Below are 15962 nucleotides of genomic sequence, written 5' to 3'. Positions count from 1 at the left end.
AGCCGGCACTGAATTGGCATCATTTCGACATCGGCGGGGTATCTGTTTTCGAAATATTGCGGATTTGACTTCGCAATTGTCATTCGCTCTAGCAAAGTTATGCGAGCCCGGCGACAAGACTGACTGTCGATGGGGAATGGCGGGCGCGGCCACCGATAAGGGCAGATCCGCCGGCTGGGAGGCTTGGTGAACGGGCAGAGAGGTCAATTGGGCAAGCTGCTCGGTCGGGCGCTGGTCAGCCTGGCGGCCATGGTGGTGGCCGCGGTGTTGCTGACGCCTGTTGCCACAGCTTCTCCGATCGGCGAAGCCGAGAACGCCATGATGGCGGCATGGGACAAGGCTGGTGGCGACTCGTCCCCCCTGGGCGCGCGGAAGGGTGACGTCTATCCCGTCGGCGACGGGTTCGCCCTGGAGTTCGTCGGCGGCAAGATGTACTTCACCCCGGACACCGGCGCCAAATTCGTCTATGGGCCGATCCTGGAAAAGTACGAGTCGTTGGGCGGCGCGGCCGGCAGCGACCTGGGGTTCCCGACGATCAACGAAGTTCCGGGGCTGGCCGGACCCGAAAGCCGGGTGGCCACCTTTTCAGCCAGCGACAAGCCGGTCATCTACTGGACAGCCGATCACGGTGCGCACGTGGTGCGCGGCCCGCTGAATGCGGCCTGGGACAAGCTCGGCAGCTCAGGCGGCGTGTTGGGCGTCCCCGTCGCAGACGAAACCTACGACGGTGACGTTGTTTCCCAGAAGTTCAGCGGCGGGACCGTCTCCTGGAACAGGAAAAACAAACAGTTCTCCACCGAGCCCGCGGTACTGGGCAGTCAGCTCAAGGACTTACAGGTCGAGCTCGATCCTGCCGCCGCGATAAACATGGCCTGGCGCGCGGCGGGCGGTGCCGCCGGTCCGCTGGGCGCCAAGAAGGGCGGTCAGAATCCCATCGGTGGTGACGGGATCGCTCAGGAATTCGCCGGCGGCAAGGTGTACTACAGCCCCGCCACCGGCGCGAATGCCGTCGAAAGCGACATCCTGGCCAAATACGAGTCGCTGGGTGGGCCGGTCGGCAGCGAGCTGGGATTTCCGGTCGCCAACGAGTCGAACGGGGCCATCCCGTCGAGCCGGATCGCCGTGTTCTCCGGACCCGACAAGCCGGTGATCTTCTGGACGCCTGACCACGGTGCATTCGTCGTGCGCGGCGCCATCAAGACAGCCTGGGACAAGCTCAAGGGACCACTCGGCAAGCTGGGGGCACCGGTCGGTGACCAGGCGGTGGACGGCGACGTCATCTCGCAGAAGTTCACCGGCGGAATGATCTCGTGGAACCGCGCCACCAACACGTTCAGCACAGATCCGGCCAACCTGGCGCCGTTGCTGTCCGGTTTGCAGGTGCCGGGGCAGAACCAGCCGAGCGGTGCGGCCTCGCCTGCGCATGCGAAGAAGTTCGGCTGGCACTGGTGGTATCTGCTGGCGATCATTCCGGTGCTGATGTTGCTGTTGTCGCTGCTCTTGGTGCTGAACGGACGCCGCCGGCATAGCCGTGCCCGCGATGCCGCCTTCGCTTACGAGACCTCGACCTACGACCCGGACCATGGGCCGGACCCCGGCTACGACGTCACGGCCGCCGAGCCGTGGGCCCACGAAGATGCCGAATTCGCCTCCCAACAAAGGGCCCCGTCCGACGCTCATGCGCCGGAGCGGCCGGCACCGGAAGACCGATCCGCGCCGAGGATCAGCTGGTCGCGTTCCGCGGCTACCGCCGTTGGACCCGAAGACGAGTCCTCCGCCGCCGCCCAATTTGGTCGCGATTCGCTCGCCGGACCCGATGTGGCATCTCGCGAGGAAGACGTCGCGGACCGGGATTTCGAAGAGCAGGAGAACCCCGACGACGTCGATACCACTTCCATACCCGTGCTGACCGATGCCGGCATTCCCGATTCCGGTGTCGACGATGGTGGGGTGAGTGGCGCTGCTCCGACCGGCAGTACCGAGGAGGTCTTCGGCGAGGAACCTCGCGATGTGGGCTATTCGGAAGAGGTGTTTGCTGAGGCGCCGCCCGAGGCCTCCTATTCAGAGGACCTTTTTGCCGAGGCGCCGCCGGAAGCGGGTTATCCCGACGACGTTTTTGCCGAAGCGCCGCCCGAAACGGTTTATTCCGACGATGTTTTTGCCGAGGCGCCGCCGGAAGCAGGCTACTCCGACGATGTTTTTGCTGAGGCGCCGCCCGAGGACGCGGGACCGCAAACCGCATTTCCCGAAACCCCTGCGGCACCCGAAGCCTCCGACGTCGCTGCGGCCGCTGCGGCCGCCGCGACCACTGCGTCAGTCACCCCGTCACGAATGGGCCGGCACGCAGCCGCCGACGAAGCTACAGAACAATCGGCAGAGATGCCCGACGTAATTCCGGAAGCCGCGCCGGAAGGCTCGGCTGGCGCGTCGGTTGCGCCGCGGCAACCTCAGCCCGCACGCCCGACCATTCACCTGCCGCTGGACGACCCCTACCAGGCTCCCGAGGGATACCCGATCAAGGCCAGTGCGCGCTTCGGCCTGTACTACACGCCCAGCAGCGAGCTTTACGAGGACACTCTTCCCGAATTCTGGCTGGCCAGTGAGGAAGTCGCGGAAGCCAACGGCTTCACCAAAGCAGACTGAGAACCCCCGCTAACAGCTAGATCTTGCGGATCACCGTGACCACTTTGCCCAGCACGGTTGCTTCGTTGCCGGGGATCGGATCGAACGCCGGATTGTGCGGCATCAGCCACACCTGACCACCTGCGCGCTTGAAAGTCTTGACCGTGGCCTCACCGTCGATCATGGCCGCGACGATGTCGCCGTTGTCGGCAACGTGCTGCTGGCGGACCACAACCCAGTCGCCGTCGCAGATCGCGGCCTCGACCATCGAGTCGCCGACCACCTTGAGCAGGAACAGCGTGCCTTCGCCCACCAGTTCACGCGGTAACGGGAAGATGTCCTCGACCGCCTCCTCGGCAAGAATTGGTCCACCGGCCGCAATGCGTCCGAGAACGGGAACAAAGGTCGGCTCCGGCAAGGCGTCGGAGCCGGCGACGTCGGTGACAGGCGTCGCCGCGGCATCGTCGGCGCCACGTACATCGACGGCCCGCGGCCGGTTCGGATCACGGCGCAGATAGCCCTTGCGCTCCAAAGTCCGCAGTTGGTGTGCCACTGAGGATGTCGACGTCAAGCCGACGGCATCGCCGATTTCTCGGATACTCGGGGGATATCCGCGGGTGGTGACCGAAGCACGGATGACGTCCAGAATCGTGCGTTGTCGCTCGGTGAGTCCGGAGCCCACCGCCCGCAAGCGGCCGTCCGCGCCGGCTGAAGTGTCGTTGCTGTCACTCATGCCTCGAATGTAGCCGCAGGGGCCGACAGAATCAAACATGTGTTCGACGGGTGTGTCGCGCTTCGGCGGAGAGCGCGCCGAAGCGCCCTAGAGCTGCTGAATAACAATGGTGTAACTCTTCGCAAGATCGGGTATTCCGGCCGCATGCCAGTGATAACGACCGACGAACTTGTCGGTGGGGCGGTCTAGCGTTTTGCTCGTGCGACACGCTTCGCTCAAATGTTCGGTATTCGAACATGCGAGCGACTACTGTCGAACACACGAGCGAGGATCAGTTGACCGGAGGACGCACATGACAACCATCCACACAATCTCGCACTCGCCGCGGACCGGCAGCACCGGCCAGCTGCGGCGCCCGCTACAGGGGCCTCGTTACGGGCGGCCGGCGTGGTCCTGCCCTCCCGGCCCGACCCGGCCGGCCGGTGCGCCGACGCGCTACCGCGGCACCGGCGTCGCGATGTCGTCGGCCCCGCACCGCAGGCGCCCGGTACGACTCACGACGACGGTCGGGCTGGCACTACTGGCCGGCATCATCACTCTCTGGCTGGGCCTGATCGCTCATTTCGGGCAATTGGCCAACGGCGAGACCACCGCTCCGGCCGCTCACGTGCCCGACCGGCTTGCCGTGGTTCGGGTGGAACCCGGCGAATCGCTGCCGGATGTGGCGGCACGGGTGGCACCCGACGCACCGCACCGCCAGGTGGCCGAGCGCATCCGCGAACTCAACGACCTGAAATCGCCCACACTGGTCGCGGGCCAGACCCTCATCGCGCCCGTCGGCTGACGGCAACGCGGTGTACTGCGAAAACCGCTTACCGCCATGGCCGCGCGGTGGCACCCGGCGCGAATCGGGGTGTATGGCGCCAGTGTTGGCTCGGCCGGCGAGCGCACAGGTACTCTCGGAGTCGTCTGCGATACCCGAATGTCGGCACGGCAAAGGAGCGGCGATGCACTGTCCGTTCTGCCGGCATCCGGATTCCCGGGTGATCGATTCGCGAGAAACCGATGAAGGGCAGGCCATCCGGCGACGCCGGTCGTGTCCGGAGTGTGGGAGACGGTTCACCACGGTCGAAACCGCGGTGCTTGCGGTGGTCAAGCGCAGCGGTGTCACGGAGCCGTTCAGCAGAGAGAAGGTCATCAGCGGTGTGCGTCGCGCATGCCAGGGTCGTCAGGTAGACGACGATGCGCTGAATCTGCTGGCCCAGCAGGTGGAAGACACGGTGCGCGCGGCCGGCTCGCCGGAAGTCCCCAGTCACGAGGTCGGACTCGCGATCCTTGGGCCGCTGCGCGAACTCGACGAGGTTGCCTACCTTCGGTTCGCCTCGGTATACCGGTCATTTTCTTCGGCCGACGATTTCGAGCGCGAGATCGAGGTGCTTCGGGCGCACCGCAAAGTATCGACTCCGAATTGACGCGACGCGCTGCGCGAAAGGTCGCCGGACTACGCTGCTTTTATGGCTGTCGACCTGCACCCGAACCTTGAAGCGCTGGCACCACTGCTCGGTACCTGGGCGGGTCGCGGCACCGGTAAGTACCCGACGATCGAGCCTTTCGAGTATTTCGAAGAAGTCGTATTCACCCATGTGGGCAAACCGTTTCTGGCTTACTCGCAAAAGACCAAAGCAGTGGCCGACGGGAAGCCGTTGCATGCCGAGACGGGGTTTCTGCGAGCCCCGGAACCCGGACATGTCGAGCTGGTTCTGGCTCATCCGAGCGGCATCACCGAAATCGAGGTCGGCAACTACTCGGTGAGCGGCGATCGCATCGAAATGGAGCTCACCACCGAGTCGATCGGATTGACCCCGACCGCCAAAAACGTTAGCGCGCTGGGCCGTTCATTCCTGATCGACGGCGACGAGCTGTCCTACACGGTGCGGATGGGCGCGGTCGGCCAGCCGGTGCAGGACCACCTCGCCGCGGTGTTGCACCGCAAGCAGTGAAGGCCGCGCAGCTCAATCCGCTTGTCTCGCAGCGAGAGTCGAGCTCGCGGTCCGACTGTACGAGGTCGCGAGGATCAGGTAGCGCTGCGTTCGTCGGAACCGATGGCCTCCAGCACGGCGACGCGGGTGTCGGCCGGCCCGTGGACGGTTCCTTCGCCGCCTCTGCTGAGCAGTGCGCGCAGCGCAACCGGGTCGTATTCGGCGGGCTGGGTGTTGTCGATGAAGCGCTGGACGATGTCGATGAACCGAGCGGGGTCGTCGTGGAAGGGGAAATGACCGCAGCCTTCAAAGATCTCGAGCCGCGAGCCCGGCATGGCGGCATGGGCCATCGTGGCGTGCCGGACGGGGAGCACCGAGTCCCTGCTGCCCCAGATGATCTGCACCGGGATGGCTTCGGTCAAATAACATCGGTCCAGCATGGTGACGATCTGCCCGCGCCAATCGACGACGGCGCGCAAGGTGCGGCTGAACGCGGCCGAGGCCGTCGGCTCGGGGAGGTCGTTCAGCACGCGGAGCATATTCGGCAGGTCGTGTCCCAGCGCGGTGGTTCCCAGGGCCTTGCCGACTACCTTGCCGGCAACCTGCACGGCCGGCAGCACGAGCGGCAACCGCAGCAACGCGATTGCCTCGCTGCCCATCGGTAGCGAGGCCAACCGCAACACAAAGTTGACGTCCTTGGTGACGCCGCCGGCGCCGACCAGGATCAATCGCTCGACCAGTTGGGGGAACTGATAGGCGAATTGCATCGCCACCCCACCGCCGAGCGAATGGCCGACGATGGTCACCCGCTCTATGCCGAGCACGCTGAGCAGGTCGCGCATGCCGTTGGCGTAGGCCGCGACCGAGTAGTCGGCGCGCGGCTTGTCGGACTTCCCATGGCCCAACAGGTCCGGGGCGATGACGGTGAAACGCTGGGCGAGCTGGGCGTGTACGCCATCCCAGGTGGTGGAATTGTCGCCGATGCCGTGGATCAGCAGTATCGCCGGACCTTCACCGGCGATCCGGAACGCCCGCTTATAGCCGTGGATGGTGCGGAACTGCAGCGAAGGCGCAGTCACTTTCCGCACCGGGCGAAGATTGCGCTTTCGCTCGGTCATCTCGCGAAACCTCTCTCCCAACGTCATTGTCGGGACGGCTCAGGGCGATCAGGTCGGGTCTGGGTGGTCAGGGGGGTCGTCGAACTTCTTCTCTGCCTGCTGAGCCAGGAATCGCTCAAACTCCGCACCAAGCTCGTCGCCGCTAGGCAGCTCCTCATCGCGCCTCAGCAGTGACCTGTTCTCCTGGGCCTCGATGTAGGCATCGTACTGGCGCTCCAGCGCCGCCACCACTTGGGCGACCTCGGCGCTCGCCTGCACCTGCTCGTCGATCTTGGCCTGGATGTCCGCGGCTGCTTCGGACAGTGCGGTCAGGGGCAGCTCGAGCGACCCGGTTTTGGCCACCTGCTTGAGCAGTGCCTGGGCCGCAGCCGGGTAGTCGGTCTGCGTCAGGTAGTGCGGGACGTGCACGGTGAAGCCGACGACCTCGTGACCGTGCTGGGCCATCCGGTACTCCAGCAGATTGGACGCGCTGCCGGGGACCTGGATCTCGGAGATCCACGGCTGGAAGTCGGCGATCAGCTCCGCGTTGTTCGAGTGCGCGGTCATGGTGACCGGCCGGGTGTGGGGGACCGCCATCGGCACGGTGCCAAGACCGATGGTCTGCCGCACGCCGAGGCGCTCGGCGAGCAGACGCACCGCGGTGATGAAGCGCTCCCACTTCAAGTCCGGCTCCATGCCGGCCAGCAGCAGAAACGGTGTGCCGGCGGCGTCGCGCAACGCGTACAGGCTCAGCTCGGGATCTTCGTAGTGGGTGAAGTGGTCGGTCTTGAAGGTCATCAGCGGGCGGCGCGAGCGGTAATCCAGCAGTTCGTCGATCGCGAACGACGCGACCAGCTCGGTGTCCAGGGCCGCCTTGAGGTGGGCAGCCGCCAGCCGGATGGCGTGACCGGCGTCGGAGAACCCTTCCAGTGCGTGCACCAGCACCGGGCCGCGGCCGTCGGACGTCGACAACTGCGGTGCCGGGAACTCCAGCTCGTAAATGCCGGGCTGCCCTGGCTGGTAGTAGTCGTCATCCGGGTTGCGATGGCGCGCCATCGGTGTTGCCTCCCTCCCAGTTATCTCCAGGGTGCCCTAACCAGTGTCCCTCACATCACACGGGCACCCACATCGAACAACGAATCGAAGACTTTCCTGCTCGTCGAAACGCAATAGCGCCGCAGGGTATTCGACGCCGGCCATCGTGGGCGCGCACCCCGAAAGGCATGATGAAACGCGATGCGCTTCCCGACGGTATGGCTGTGCTCGCTGGTGAGCCTGACGACATTGCTGGCGTGCGACCCCGCCGGGGACGGTCCCGCCGCGGCTCCCGCACTGCCCGACCCGCGGGTGGGCGCGATCTTCCCCGAGGGCGGCAAGGTGCACTTTTGCACGGGTTCGGTGCTGCACTCCAGCAGCGGGAACCTCATGCTGACCGCCGCGCACTGCCTGCTGGGCGGCTTCCGCGCCACGTTTGCCCCTGGCTTCTCCGGCCACGCCGAGCCGGCCGACCTGTGGCAGGTCGACGACGTCTACCTCGATTCACGCTGGGTCGCCACCAAGGATCCGCGAGCCGACTACGCGATCGCCCGGGTCAGCAATCAGCACGGTGGGTCCCTGGAGGCGCACGCCGGCTCCGGCCTGGTGCTGGGCACCGCGCCGGCCCCCGGGACCCGCGTCACCGTGACCGGCTATCCGGCCGGAGCGGACGGCTCGCCGATCAACTGCCAGGCCACCACCGCAATCACCCCGGACGGTTTCCCCGCGCTGGCCTGCGACGGGCTGGTCGGCGGCACCAGCGGCGCGCCCTGGGTCAATGGCACCGCGGTGACCGCCGTGATCGGCGGCCCCGAAGGCGGCGGATGCCAGGCGGACATGTCGTACTCGGCGCCGTTCGACGAACACATCGCGCAGCTGCTGGCCCGTGCCGAAGCCGGCGGCCCGGGGGACAAAGCGCCGACGGATTACGACGACGGCTGCTGACCTGCTCGGGTCAGCGGCGGAACTGGTTGAGGGCGCGCATCTTGTTGGTCACGTCGAGCGCGGCGACCTTGTATGCCTCGGAGAACGTCGGATAGTTGAACACCGCGTCGACGAGGTAGTCGACGGTGCCGCCGCAGCCCATCACGGCCTGCCCGATGTGCACCATCTCGGTGGCGCTGGTGCCGAAGATGTGCACCCCGAGCAGCTTGCGGTCGTCGGTGGACACCAGCAGCTTGAGCATGCCGTAGGAGTCGCCGGCGATCTGGCCGCGGGCCAGTTCCCGGTACCGGGCCACACCCACCTCGTAGGGGATTGCGTTCTTGGTCAGCTCCACCTCGGTGGACCCGACGTAGGAGATCTCGGGAATCGAGTAGATGCCGATCGGCTGCAGTTCGGTGATGCCGTCCACCGGTTCCCCGAAGGCGTGGTACGCCGCCAGGCGGCCTTGCTCCATAGATGTCGCGGCCAGCGCGGGGAACCCGATCACGTCACCGACGGCGTAGATGTGTTCCACCTTGGTCTTGAAGCTGCCGTCGACCCAGATCCGGCCGCGGCCCTCGACCTCCAGCCCGGCGTTCTCCAGATCGAGGTGGTCGGTCTGACCCTGGCGCCCCGCTGAGTACATCACCGTCTCGGCGGGGATCTGCTTGCCGCTGGCCAGCGTGGTGACCGTGCCCGCGGAGCCCACGTCGACCGCGGTCACTTCCTCGCCGAACCGGAAGGTCACCGCCAAGTCGCGCAGGTGGAATTTCAGCGCTTCGATCACCTCGGGGTCGCAGAAGTCCAGCATCGTCTCGCGCTTTTCCACCACGGTCACCTTGGTTCCCAGCGCGGCGAACATGGACGCGTATTCGATGCCGATCACACCCGCACCGACCACGACCATCGAGGACGGCAGCGACCTGAGATCGAGGATGCCGTCGGAGTCGAGCACGCGTTGCTCGTCGAATTCGACGCCGGACGGTCGAGCCGGCCTGGTGCCGGTGGCGATGACGACGTAATCCCCTGTGACAGTGGTCATTTCGCGGCGGCCCGGGTCTTCGATGCAGATGGTGTGTGGATCGACGAACCGGCCGTGCCCGATCAGCAGGTCGACCCTGTTGCGCATCAACTGGTTGCGCACCACGTCGACTTCCTTGCCGATCACATGCTGGGTTCGTGCCAGCAGATCGGCAGGGGTGATGCGATCTTTCACGCGGTAGCTCGCTCCGTAGAGCTCGCGCTGATTCATCCCGGTGAGGTAGAGCACGGCCTCGCGCAACGTCTTCGAGGGGATGGTGCCGGTGTTGACGCAGACGCCGCCGAGACTGCGGCCCCGTTCGATGATCGCGACAGTTTTACCCAGCTTGGCCGCGGCGATGGCGGCCTTCTGGCCGCCGGGCCCCGAACCGATGACGACGATGTCGTACTCCTGCATCGAACCCATGCATAGACGATAGAGCCCACAGTCGCGACTTTCTCCACAGACGACAGCTCAATCTCATTGTGCGAGTGCAGGCTGACGGTGGCGGTTGCCACGTTGGTGCCCATGACGACGCATCGATCTGACTTTGAACTCAACCGTCCCGCGGCGCTGATCGCCGCGCTACCGGCAGTCCTCGGCTTCGTGCCGGAGAAATCACTGGTGGTGGTGTCGATGGATGGTGACGAACTGGGGTCGGTGTTGCGCGTCGACCTCTCTGACGAGCTGCCCGACCGGATCGAGCACCTCGCCGAGGTTGCCGCGGCCGCCGATCCCGCGGCGGCGGTCGCGGTTTTCGTCGACGCCGAGGGCGCGCAGTGTCCGTGCTGCAACGAGGACTACCGCGAGTTGTCCGAAGAGCTCACCGACGCGCTGTCGCAACACGGCGTCGTGCTGTGGGCGGCGCATGTGGTGGATCGGGTGGCTCGCGGCGGCCGGTGGCACTGCGTCGACGGTTGCGGCAGGGGTGGGCTGATCGACGACCCGTCGGCATCGCCGCTGGCCGTCGCGGCGGTACTGGACGGCCGTCGCCTCTACCCGCGCCGCGCCGATCTGCAGGCCGTCATCGCCGTCGAAGACACGATGCGCAGCGCGGAGCTGGCCGCAGCTGTCGAACAGCAAGCAACCGCGCGCGAGCTGGCACATCGCACGGACCCGGTGGGCCGGTGTCGCGTCGACGTGGAGAAGGCGATGGCCGCTGCCGCCCGGGTCGCAGGCGGCCAGGTGCTACCCGATGCGGAGGCGGCGGAGCTGGGTTGCGCGCTGACCGACGGGCAGGTTCGCGACATGCTCTATGCGCTCGCAGTGGGTGCGAATGCCGGTGAAGCGGAGGCGCTGTGGGCTGAGCTGTCGCGAAGGCTGCCGCCGCCGTGGCGGGTGGAGGCGCTGGTGCTGCTGGCCTTCAGCGCTTACGTGCGCGGCGACGGACCGCTGGCGGGGGTGTCGCTGGAGGCCGCATTGCGCTGCGATGGCGACCATCGGATGGCCGGCATGCTGGACACGGCATTGCAGTCCGGCCTGCGGCCCGAGCGCATCCGTGAACTCGCGCTCACCGGTTATCGGCTCGCCAGGCAACTCGGTGTGCGGCTGCCGCCGCGACAGACGTTCGGCCGGCGCGCGGGCTAACAGGTTGCGTCTTCTCGCCAGCTAGGGGTCAGACCTTCTCGACCTTGACGGCGTGCGCCATCTCGTGTGGCAGGGTGACGTTCTCGTGTCCAGGTATGAGGATGGTCACGCCGCCCGACGGGCTGGTCTCGACGGTCACCCGTGCGTTGGGCACGACGCCGGCGTCTTTGAGCCGCGTGATCAGATCGATGTCGCCCTGCACGTGCTCGGTCAGCTGGCGGACGACCACTGCCACCGGCGATCCGGCAGGCAACTCGGTCAGCCGCACCAGGTTGACCCCGTCGGCGTCGGACTCCGAGCCCACGCCCAGGTCCAACAGACCCGGAATCGGGTTGCCGAACGGGGAAGTGGTCGGGTTGTTGAGCACTTTGACCAGCCGCCGCTCGACGTCCTCGCTCATCACGTGCTCCCACCGGCATGCCTCGGCGTGCACTTCTTCCCACGGCAAACCGATGACGTCGACGAGCAGTCGTTCGGCGAGGCGGTGCTTGCGCATCACTGCGACGGCCAGCGCCCGGCCCTTGTCGGTGAGTTCCAGATGGCGGTCGCCGGCCACATGCAGCAGTCCATCGCGCTCCATCCGGGATACCGTCTGGCTGACCGTCGGCCCGCTTTGGTCGAGCCGCTCGGCGATCCGGGCACGCAGCGGCGTCACGCCCTCTTCCTCGAGGTCGTAGATGGTCCGCAGGTACATCTCGGTGGTATCGACCAGCTCGTTCATCCAGCACCCTCCATTGACGCTGAGTCTACTTGGCCAGCTGCGTGAATGGGTCCAACGCGTCCTAGGCAAGCAGTATGCCCGCCGCGACGCGGCGGGCATACTGTCTGCTACCTAGCTGTGGGGGGCGTCGTCAGCTCGCATACGAGCGCAGCCGGTCGGCGCGCTCGCCGTGGCGGAGCTTGCACATCACGTCGCGCTCGATCTGGCGGACCCGCTCGCGGGACAAACCGAACAGCTTGCCGATCTGGTCCAGCGTGCGCGGCTGGCCGTCGTCCAAACCGAAGCGCAGCCGGATCACCTGGTGCTCGCGCTCATCCAGCGTGGCCAGCACGCTGCGGATGTCGACATGCAGCAACTCGGCAATCACCGCGTTCTCGGCAGACATCGCTTCGGCGTCCTCGATGAAGTCGCCCAGCGGGGCTTCTTCCTCGGAGCCGACCGGCATGTCCAGGCTCACCGGGTCGCGGCTGTGCTCGAGCAAGTCGTTGATCTTCTCGACCGGTATGCCCGATTCGGCGGCGAGCTCCTCGTCGCTGGCTTCGCGGCCCAGATTCTGGTGCATCTCGCGCTTGATCCGCGCCAGCTTGTTGACCTGTTCGACCAGGTGCACGGGTAGCCGGATGGTGCGGCTCTGGTCGGCCATGCCGCGGGTGATGGCCTGACGGATCCACCACGTGGCGTACGTCGAGAACTTGAATCCCTTTGTGTAGTCGAACTTTTCCATGGCGCGGATCAGCCCGAGATTGCCCTCCTGGATGAGGTCCAGCAGCGGCATGCCACGCCCGGTGTAGCGCTTGGCCAACGACACGACCAGGCGCAGGTTGGCTTCCAGCAGGTGGCGGCGGGCGGCCGCACCGTCGCGCACCACAGCCGCCAACTCTCGTTTGCGGTTCTCGCCGAGGCGCTTACGGGTCTCGAGCAGGTGTTCGGCATACAGGCCGGCCTCGATGCGCTTGGCCAGCTCGACCTCGTCGGCCGCGTTGAGCAACGCCGTCTTGCCGATGCCGTTCAGGTACACGCGTACCAAGTCCGCCGCCGGGCTCTGCGCATCCAGATCGCTCTCGATGCGGCTCGTGGTGGCCCGTGTGGTGGGGTCGGCCCCTCTGATGCCTGCGTTGGCCCCCCTGATGGCTGCGTTCGCCATTGCGCCCTCCCGATCGGCTTGTGCTGTCATGTGGTCTAACGACAAACCCTTAGTGAGAGTTCCCAGCGGTTTGTCATCTCACACGCCTTGACGTGCAGAAATGTGCCGTGGACCTGAGAATGTCCTGAGAAGTGCGGTCAGTGGGCGCTATTCGGAGACTCGGAGCGCGGTGGACCTAAGCGAGGTCGTCGTGGCCGGGTGGGTGGAACTGGCCGGCCGGATGTGGCCGGGCCTCGAGCGCGGGCCGCTCGGCCGTCGGGAACAAGGGCGTCCGGCGCTGGACTCGGTCGAACCGGCGCGGCTCGTCGGCGCGGCGCGGGGGCCGGTCGTTGGCGATCAGCACGGCCATCCACGGCAACGGCACCGACACCGCCACGATCAGCAGCGAGATCAGGCCGTTGTGCCAGGCGCCGTACGCGACGGCGGCCAAGATGAGAGCCGGAATGCGGAACCCCATCAGCGTCAGGTACTTACGCACGCGGGCGCGATGCTCTTCCTCGTACGAGGGCGCGGCGGCGGTAATGAGCACTGGCCTGCCGTCGTCGTCGAACCCCTGGTCGGAGCCGCGCTTCATCCCTCCACTCTCCCACACCAGATCGATTCCGGCTTATCCGGTTTCGCCGTTGGTTCCGGCCGCCAGCGCCAGGTCGTCAAGGTGACACTCGACCAGGTGACACAATGTCGGGTATGCAGACCCAGACGATCGAACGCACTGATACCGACGAACGCGTCGACGACGGGACCGACAACGACACGCCCAAGTACTTCCACTACGTCCGCAAGGACAAGATCGCCGAGAGCGCCGTCATGGGCAGTCACGTTGTGGCGTTGTGCGGTGAGGTATTTCCCGTCACACGCGCGGCCAAACCGGGCTCGCCGGTATGCCCGGAATGCAAGCAGATCTACGAACAGCTCAAAAAGGGCTGATCAGCTCGCCTGGTCCGCCGGGGCAATGTTGTCCTGTGACGGGGGAGGCTGGTATTCCGGGTCGCTGCGCACCCGCGCGACCAGCCAGCGACGCAACCGGTGGGCATGGGTGGCCTGCGCGGGGAACTCCTCTTGGATCGCGGCGTTGAGCTCGGCGCCGAACATGACGGCGAAGCCTCCGAAGAACGCGAACAGTAGAAACGCGATCGGCGTGGCCAAGGCCCCGTACGTGTAGCCGGTGCTGGTGATCCATTTCAGGTAGAACCGCAACCCCAGCGTGGCGGTCACGAACACCCCTGTCGCGAAGATGGCGCCGATCATCAGCCGATGCGACGGCAGCGGTACCGGCAGGGAAACGCGGTACAGGGCCATCACGCCCAACATGAGGCCGAAAACCAGCATCGGGTAGTAGCCGTAGTGCAACAGGTTGCCCAACGTCGGTGGAATGTGCTCAGCGACCTTGCGTGGGCCTACGACGGCCAGCGGCGCGGTCGCCACCAGGAAAAGCAGCATTACCACGTACAGGAACAACGAAAACAATCGTTGTCGCACCGGATGCCGCAGTGGCGTCTGGTCGTGCGCCTCCACCACCGAATCGACGAACGAGGAGATCGCCGACGATCCCGCCCACAGCGAAATGACGAAGCCCAGCGACACCACCTCGCCACGTGCGTGCTTGGTGACGTCGCGGATGGTCGGCTCGATGATCTCGTTGACCACGTTGGGGGCGAAGAAGCTGTGAGCGGTCGTGACCAACGATTTCTCGATGGCGGGCAGCGTGTCCGCGCCGAAGAGCGGCGCTACGAAGGCCAGGCAGCCCAGCATTCCCAGCAGTAGCGGCGGCAGGGACAAGCACGACCAGAAGCCCGCTTGCGCGGACTCCGAGAAGATCGAGTCATCCCAGCTTTTCGATAACGCCCTTTTACTTATTCGCCACACATGGTGGCGCGACGGCTTGGCTGCCTGGGCACTCATACCTATCCAGCATTACCGATGACTGCTCGCACAGCCCACTCTGGTGGTGGAGGAGTTTATGAATTCAGCTTCCGCTTACCTCGAGCACGGCGGCTTGCTCGGTCAGCTTCGCCTGGTGCTTGTTCGCGTGGTGCATGCAGAAGAGCAGCTCAGCTCCGGAAGTCAGCTTGGCACGGACGCGGGCGGCTGCGCCGCAGCGGTCGCAGCGGTCAGCTCTAGTCAGTTCGGGACTGGTCAGAGTTGCGTTCATGGCGTCTCCGTTTCTGGCGTGTCTTCAACTGTGTCAGACGTTTGGGGTTTTCGCCTTGTTCCCCGGCCGTTGTCAGGTGTGTCGTTTCTCACGGATTCCCACTCGTTCGTCAGGCAAGCTGGCTATCATGCCGTCCGCGCGTGTACTGGTGCACCTGTGCCCGGCCGAGAAGTGGTCGCGCGTCGGCAGCTGCGGTGAAATCCGGCCCGACGGGGGCGCGCCGTTTGTGCACCTGTCGACCCCGGGCCAGGTGCATCTGCCGGCCAACCGGCTCTACCGCGGTCGGAGCGACCTGCTTCTGCTCTACATTGACCCGGAGGCGCTTGACGCACCGGTGCGCTGGGAGCCGGGAGTGGCGACGGATCCGCAGTCGATGCTGTTCCCACATCTGTACGGCGCGCTGCCGGCGAGCGCTGTGATCAAGGTCACCGCCTATTCACCGGCACCTGACGGCAGCTTCCCGTTGCTGGCCGACACATAGGCGTCCGCTTCGATTTCCACCAATAAGCCGGGTTCGATCAGCGCGGAGACCTCGACCATGGTGGCTACCGGACGTATCTGCCGGAAAATCTCCGCGTGTACCTCTGCGACTGCGCGCCAGCGAGAGATGTCGGTCACATAGATGCGGGTCCGGACCACGTCGGTCAGCGTCGCGCCCGCCTGGGTGAGCGCAACCTCGATGCGGCGCAGAGCGTCTCGGGTCTGCGCGGTGAGATCGTCACCGCTGCCGGTGGTTCCGGCCACCGCCACGTACGGGCCCGCCCGCACCGCGCGCGAATACCCCACGATCGATTCGAAATCGGATCCCGACGAGACATTTTGGCGACCGGCTGGCATGTGCTGACCCTACGTCCATGCCGCCGTTGGCGCATCAGAATTTTCGGCGCTGCGAGGGATCGGGGCGCCGCGCTGACGCGTCCTTGACGGTTTGTGAAAGGGTGTTGTACCGCAACATAATTCGTACTTGATACACCTAGCGCGCCGTTACGGACAGCTGCCACAACAGC

At 65.9% G+C, this 15962-nt stretch carries 18 protein-coding genes; 8 read left to right on the top strand and 10 right to left on the bottom strand.

Translation table 11 applies throughout. The features are described from left to right. The first annotated feature begins 249 nt into the window (after positions 1-249). Positions 250-2643 (top strand): hypothetical protein, encoded by a 2394-nt coding sequence (locus A5791_RS15085; protein WP_369828077.1) that lies wholly within the window; start codon positions 250-252, stop codon positions 2641-2643. A 16-nt stretch (positions 2644-2659) separates the two neighbouring features. On the opposite strand, the gene lexA is transcribed toward A5791_RS15085, so the two are convergent. Further along, positions 2660-3355: a transcriptional repressor LexA gene (gene lexA, locus A5791_RS15080; protein ID WP_067238096.1), complete on the bottom strand. Its 696-nt coding sequence runs from the start codon at positions 3353-3355 to the stop codon at positions 2660-2662. A gap of 292 nt (positions 3356-3647) precedes the next feature. Between lexA and A5791_RS15075 the strand changes: the two genes are divergently transcribed. From A5791_RS15075 to A5791_RS15065, 3 genes are all read left to right on the top strand, one after another. Then, positions 3648-4139 carry a LysM peptidoglycan-binding domain-containing protein gene (locus A5791_RS15075; protein ID WP_067238093.1) on the top strand — a complete coding sequence of 164 codons (492 nt, stop codon included), beginning with the start codon at positions 3648-3650 and terminating at the stop codon, positions 4137-4139. A gap of 163 nt (positions 4140-4302) precedes the next feature. Next, positions 4303-4767, top strand: a complete 465-nt coding sequence (gene nrdR, locus A5791_RS15070) for a transcriptional regulator NrdR (protein ID WP_067238090.1) — start codon at positions 4303-4305, stop codon at positions 4765-4767. 42 nt (positions 4768-4809) lie between these two features. Continuing rightward, entirely contained in the window at positions 4810-5295 is a 486-nt protein-coding gene (locus A5791_RS15065) for a peroxynitrite isomerase (protein ID WP_067238086.1), read from the top strand. A 74-nt stretch (positions 5296-5369) separates the two neighbouring features. Here A5791_RS15065 and A5791_RS15060 read toward each other — a convergent pair whose 3' ends face one another. Together A5791_RS15060 and A5791_RS15055 are read right to left on the bottom strand one after the other, a co-directional pair. Beyond that, positions 5370-6392: an alpha/beta fold hydrolase gene (locus A5791_RS15060; RefSeq protein WP_067238206.1), complete on the bottom strand. Its 1023-nt coding sequence runs from the start codon at positions 6390-6392 to the stop codon at positions 5370-5372. A gap of 48 nt (positions 6393-6440) precedes the next feature. Then, entirely contained in the window at positions 6441-7427 is a 987-nt protein-coding gene (locus tag A5791_RS15055; RefSeq protein WP_067238083.1) for a proteasome assembly chaperone family protein, read from the bottom strand. Positions 7428-7607: 180 nt separating this feature from the next. On the opposite strand from A5791_RS15055, the gene A5791_RS15050 reads away from it, so the two are divergent. Further along, on the top strand, positions 7608-8351 hold the full coding sequence (locus tag A5791_RS15050; RefSeq protein WP_067238080.1) for a serine protease: 744 nt from the start codon (positions 7608-7610) through the stop codon (positions 8349-8351). Positions 8352-8361: 10 nt separating this feature from the next. Here A5791_RS15050 and sthA read toward each other — a convergent pair whose 3' ends face one another. Further along, entirely contained in the window at positions 8362-9768 is a 1407-nt protein-coding gene (sthA, locus tag A5791_RS15045) for a Si-specific NAD(P)(+) transhydrogenase (RefSeq protein WP_156661337.1), read from the bottom strand. Between the two features lie 111 nt (positions 9769-9879). Between sthA and A5791_RS15040 the strand changes: the two genes are divergently transcribed. After that, positions 9880-10938: a DUF4192 domain-containing protein gene (locus A5791_RS15040; protein WP_067238202.1), complete on the top strand. Its 1059-nt coding sequence runs from the start codon at positions 9880-9882 to the stop codon at positions 10936-10938. Between the two features lie 28 nt (positions 10939-10966). On the opposite strand, the gene ideR is transcribed toward A5791_RS15040, so the two are convergent. The 3 genes from ideR to A5791_RS15025 form a co-directional block, all read right to left on the bottom strand. Continuing rightward, on the bottom strand, positions 10967-11659 hold the full coding sequence (gene ideR / locus A5791_RS15035; RefSeq protein ID WP_067238074.1) for an iron-dependent transcriptional regulator IdeR: 693 nt from the start codon (positions 11657-11659) through the stop codon (positions 10967-10969). Between the two features lie 130 nt (positions 11660-11789). Further along, positions 11790-12803, bottom strand: coding sequence for a sigma-70 family RNA polymerase sigma factor SigB (sigB, locus tag A5791_RS15030; RefSeq protein ID WP_156661332.1), 1014 nt, complete (start codon positions 12801-12803; stop codon positions 11790-11792). 175 nt (positions 12804-12978) lie between these two features. Continuing rightward, positions 12979-13395, bottom strand: a complete 417-nt coding sequence (locus A5791_RS15025) for a DUF3099 domain-containing protein (RefSeq protein WP_369828075.1) — start codon at positions 13393-13395, stop codon at positions 12979-12981. 95 nt (positions 13396-13490) lie between these two features. Between A5791_RS15025 and A5791_RS15020 the strand changes: the two genes are divergently transcribed. After that, positions 13491-13730, top strand: coding sequence for a DUF3039 domain-containing protein (locus A5791_RS15020; RefSeq protein WP_067238196.1), 240 nt, complete (start codon positions 13491-13493; stop codon positions 13728-13730). Here the strand turns inward: A5791_RS15020 and A5791_RS15015 are convergent, their stop codons facing one another. Both A5791_RS15015 and A5791_RS15010 read right to left on the bottom strand, forming a co-directional pair. Further along, positions 13731-14705, bottom strand: a complete 975-nt coding sequence (locus tag A5791_RS15015; RefSeq protein WP_082966938.1) for a YihY/virulence factor BrkB family protein — start codon at positions 14703-14705, stop codon at positions 13731-13733. It abuts the gene before it with no gap. A gap of 64 nt (positions 14706-14769) precedes the next feature. Beyond that, positions 14770-14955 (bottom strand): hypothetical protein, encoded by a 186-nt coding sequence (locus A5791_RS15010; protein WP_067238069.1) that lies wholly within the window; start codon positions 14953-14955, stop codon positions 14770-14772. Positions 14956-15082: 127 nt separating this feature from the next. Between A5791_RS15010 and A5791_RS15005 the strand changes: the two genes are divergently transcribed. Beyond that, positions 15083-15436 (top strand): DUF952 domain-containing protein, encoded by a 354-nt coding sequence (locus A5791_RS15005; RefSeq protein WP_067238066.1) that lies wholly within the window; start codon positions 15083-15085, stop codon positions 15434-15436. Here the strand turns inward: A5791_RS15005 and A5791_RS15000 are convergent. Then, positions 15388-15792 (bottom strand): RidA family protein, encoded by a 405-nt coding sequence (locus tag A5791_RS15000; protein ID WP_067238064.1) that lies wholly within the window; start codon positions 15790-15792, stop codon positions 15388-15390. The two genes, A5791_RS15005 and A5791_RS15000, sit on opposite strands and share 49 nt — an antisense overlap. Positions 15793-15962 lie beyond the last annotated feature (170 nt).

Origin of the sequence: Mycobacterium sp. 852002-51163_SCH5372311 (assembly GCF_001667115.1) — a bacterium.
In the GTDB taxonomy this organism is placed as follows: domain Bacteria; phylum Actinomycetota; class Actinomycetes; order Mycobacteriales; family Mycobacteriaceae; genus Mycobacterium.
Note: the sequence above shows the minus strand (reverse complement) of the source record. Positions and strands in the feature narration are given on the sequence as shown.

Coding starts and splice junctions, on each gene's coding strand:
- A5791_RS15085 (WP_369828077.1), top strand. CDS start 250: ATGGTGGTGGCCGCGGTGTTGCTGACGCCTGTTGCCACAGCTTCTCCG.
- lexA (WP_067238096.1), bottom strand. CDS start 3,355: ATGAGTGACAGCAACGACACTTCAGCCGGCGCGGACGGCCGCTTGCGG.
- A5791_RS15075 (WP_067238093.1), top strand. CDS start 3,648: ATGACAACCATCCACACAATCTCGCACTCGCCGCGGACCGGCAGCACC.
- nrdR (WP_067238090.1), top strand. CDS start 4,303: ATGCACTGTCCGTTCTGCCGGCATCCGGATTCCCGGGTGATCGATTCG.
- A5791_RS15065 (WP_067238086.1), top strand. CDS start 4,810: ATGGCTGTCGACCTGCACCCGAACCTTGAAGCGCTGGCACCACTGCTC.
- A5791_RS15060 (WP_067238206.1), bottom strand. CDS start 6,392: ATGACCGAGCGAAAGCGCAATCTTCGCCCGGTGCGGAAAGTGACTGCG.
- A5791_RS15055 (WP_067238083.1), bottom strand. CDS start 7,427: ATGGCGCGCCATCGCAACCCGGATGACGACTACTACCAGCCAGGGCAG.
- A5791_RS15050 (WP_067238080.1), top strand. CDS start 7,608: ATGCGCTTCCCGACGGTATGGCTGTGCTCGCTGGTGAGCCTGACGACA.
- sthA (WP_156661337.1), bottom strand. CDS start 9,768: ATGCAGGAGTACGACATCGTCGTCATCGGTTCGGGGCCCGGCGGCCAG.
- A5791_RS15040 (WP_067238202.1), top strand. CDS start 9,880: ATGACGACGCATCGATCTGACTTTGAACTCAACCGTCCCGCGGCGCTG.
- ideR (WP_067238074.1), bottom strand. CDS start 11,659: ATGAACGAGCTGGTCGATACCACCGAGATGTACCTGCGGACCATCTAC.
- sigB (WP_156661332.1), bottom strand. CDS start 12,803: ATGGCGAACGCAGCCATCAGGGGGGCCAACGCAGGCATCAGAGGGGCC.
- A5791_RS15020 (WP_067238196.1), top strand. CDS start 13,491: ATGCAGACCCAGACGATCGAACGCACTGATACCGACGAACGCGTCGAC.
- A5791_RS15015 (WP_082966938.1), bottom strand. CDS start 14,705: ATGAGTGCCCAGGCAGCCAAGCCGTCGCGCCACCATGTGTGGCGAATA.
- A5791_RS15010 (WP_067238069.1), bottom strand. CDS start 14,955: ATGAACGCAACTCTGACCAGTCCCGAACTGACTAGAGCTGACCGCTGC.
- A5791_RS15005 (WP_067238066.1), top strand. CDS start 15,083: ATGCCGTCCGCGCGTGTACTGGTGCACCTGTGCCCGGCCGAGAAGTGG.
- A5791_RS15000 (WP_067238064.1), bottom strand. CDS start 15,792: ATGCCAGCCGGTCGCCAAAATGTCTCGTCGGGATCCGATTTCGAATCG.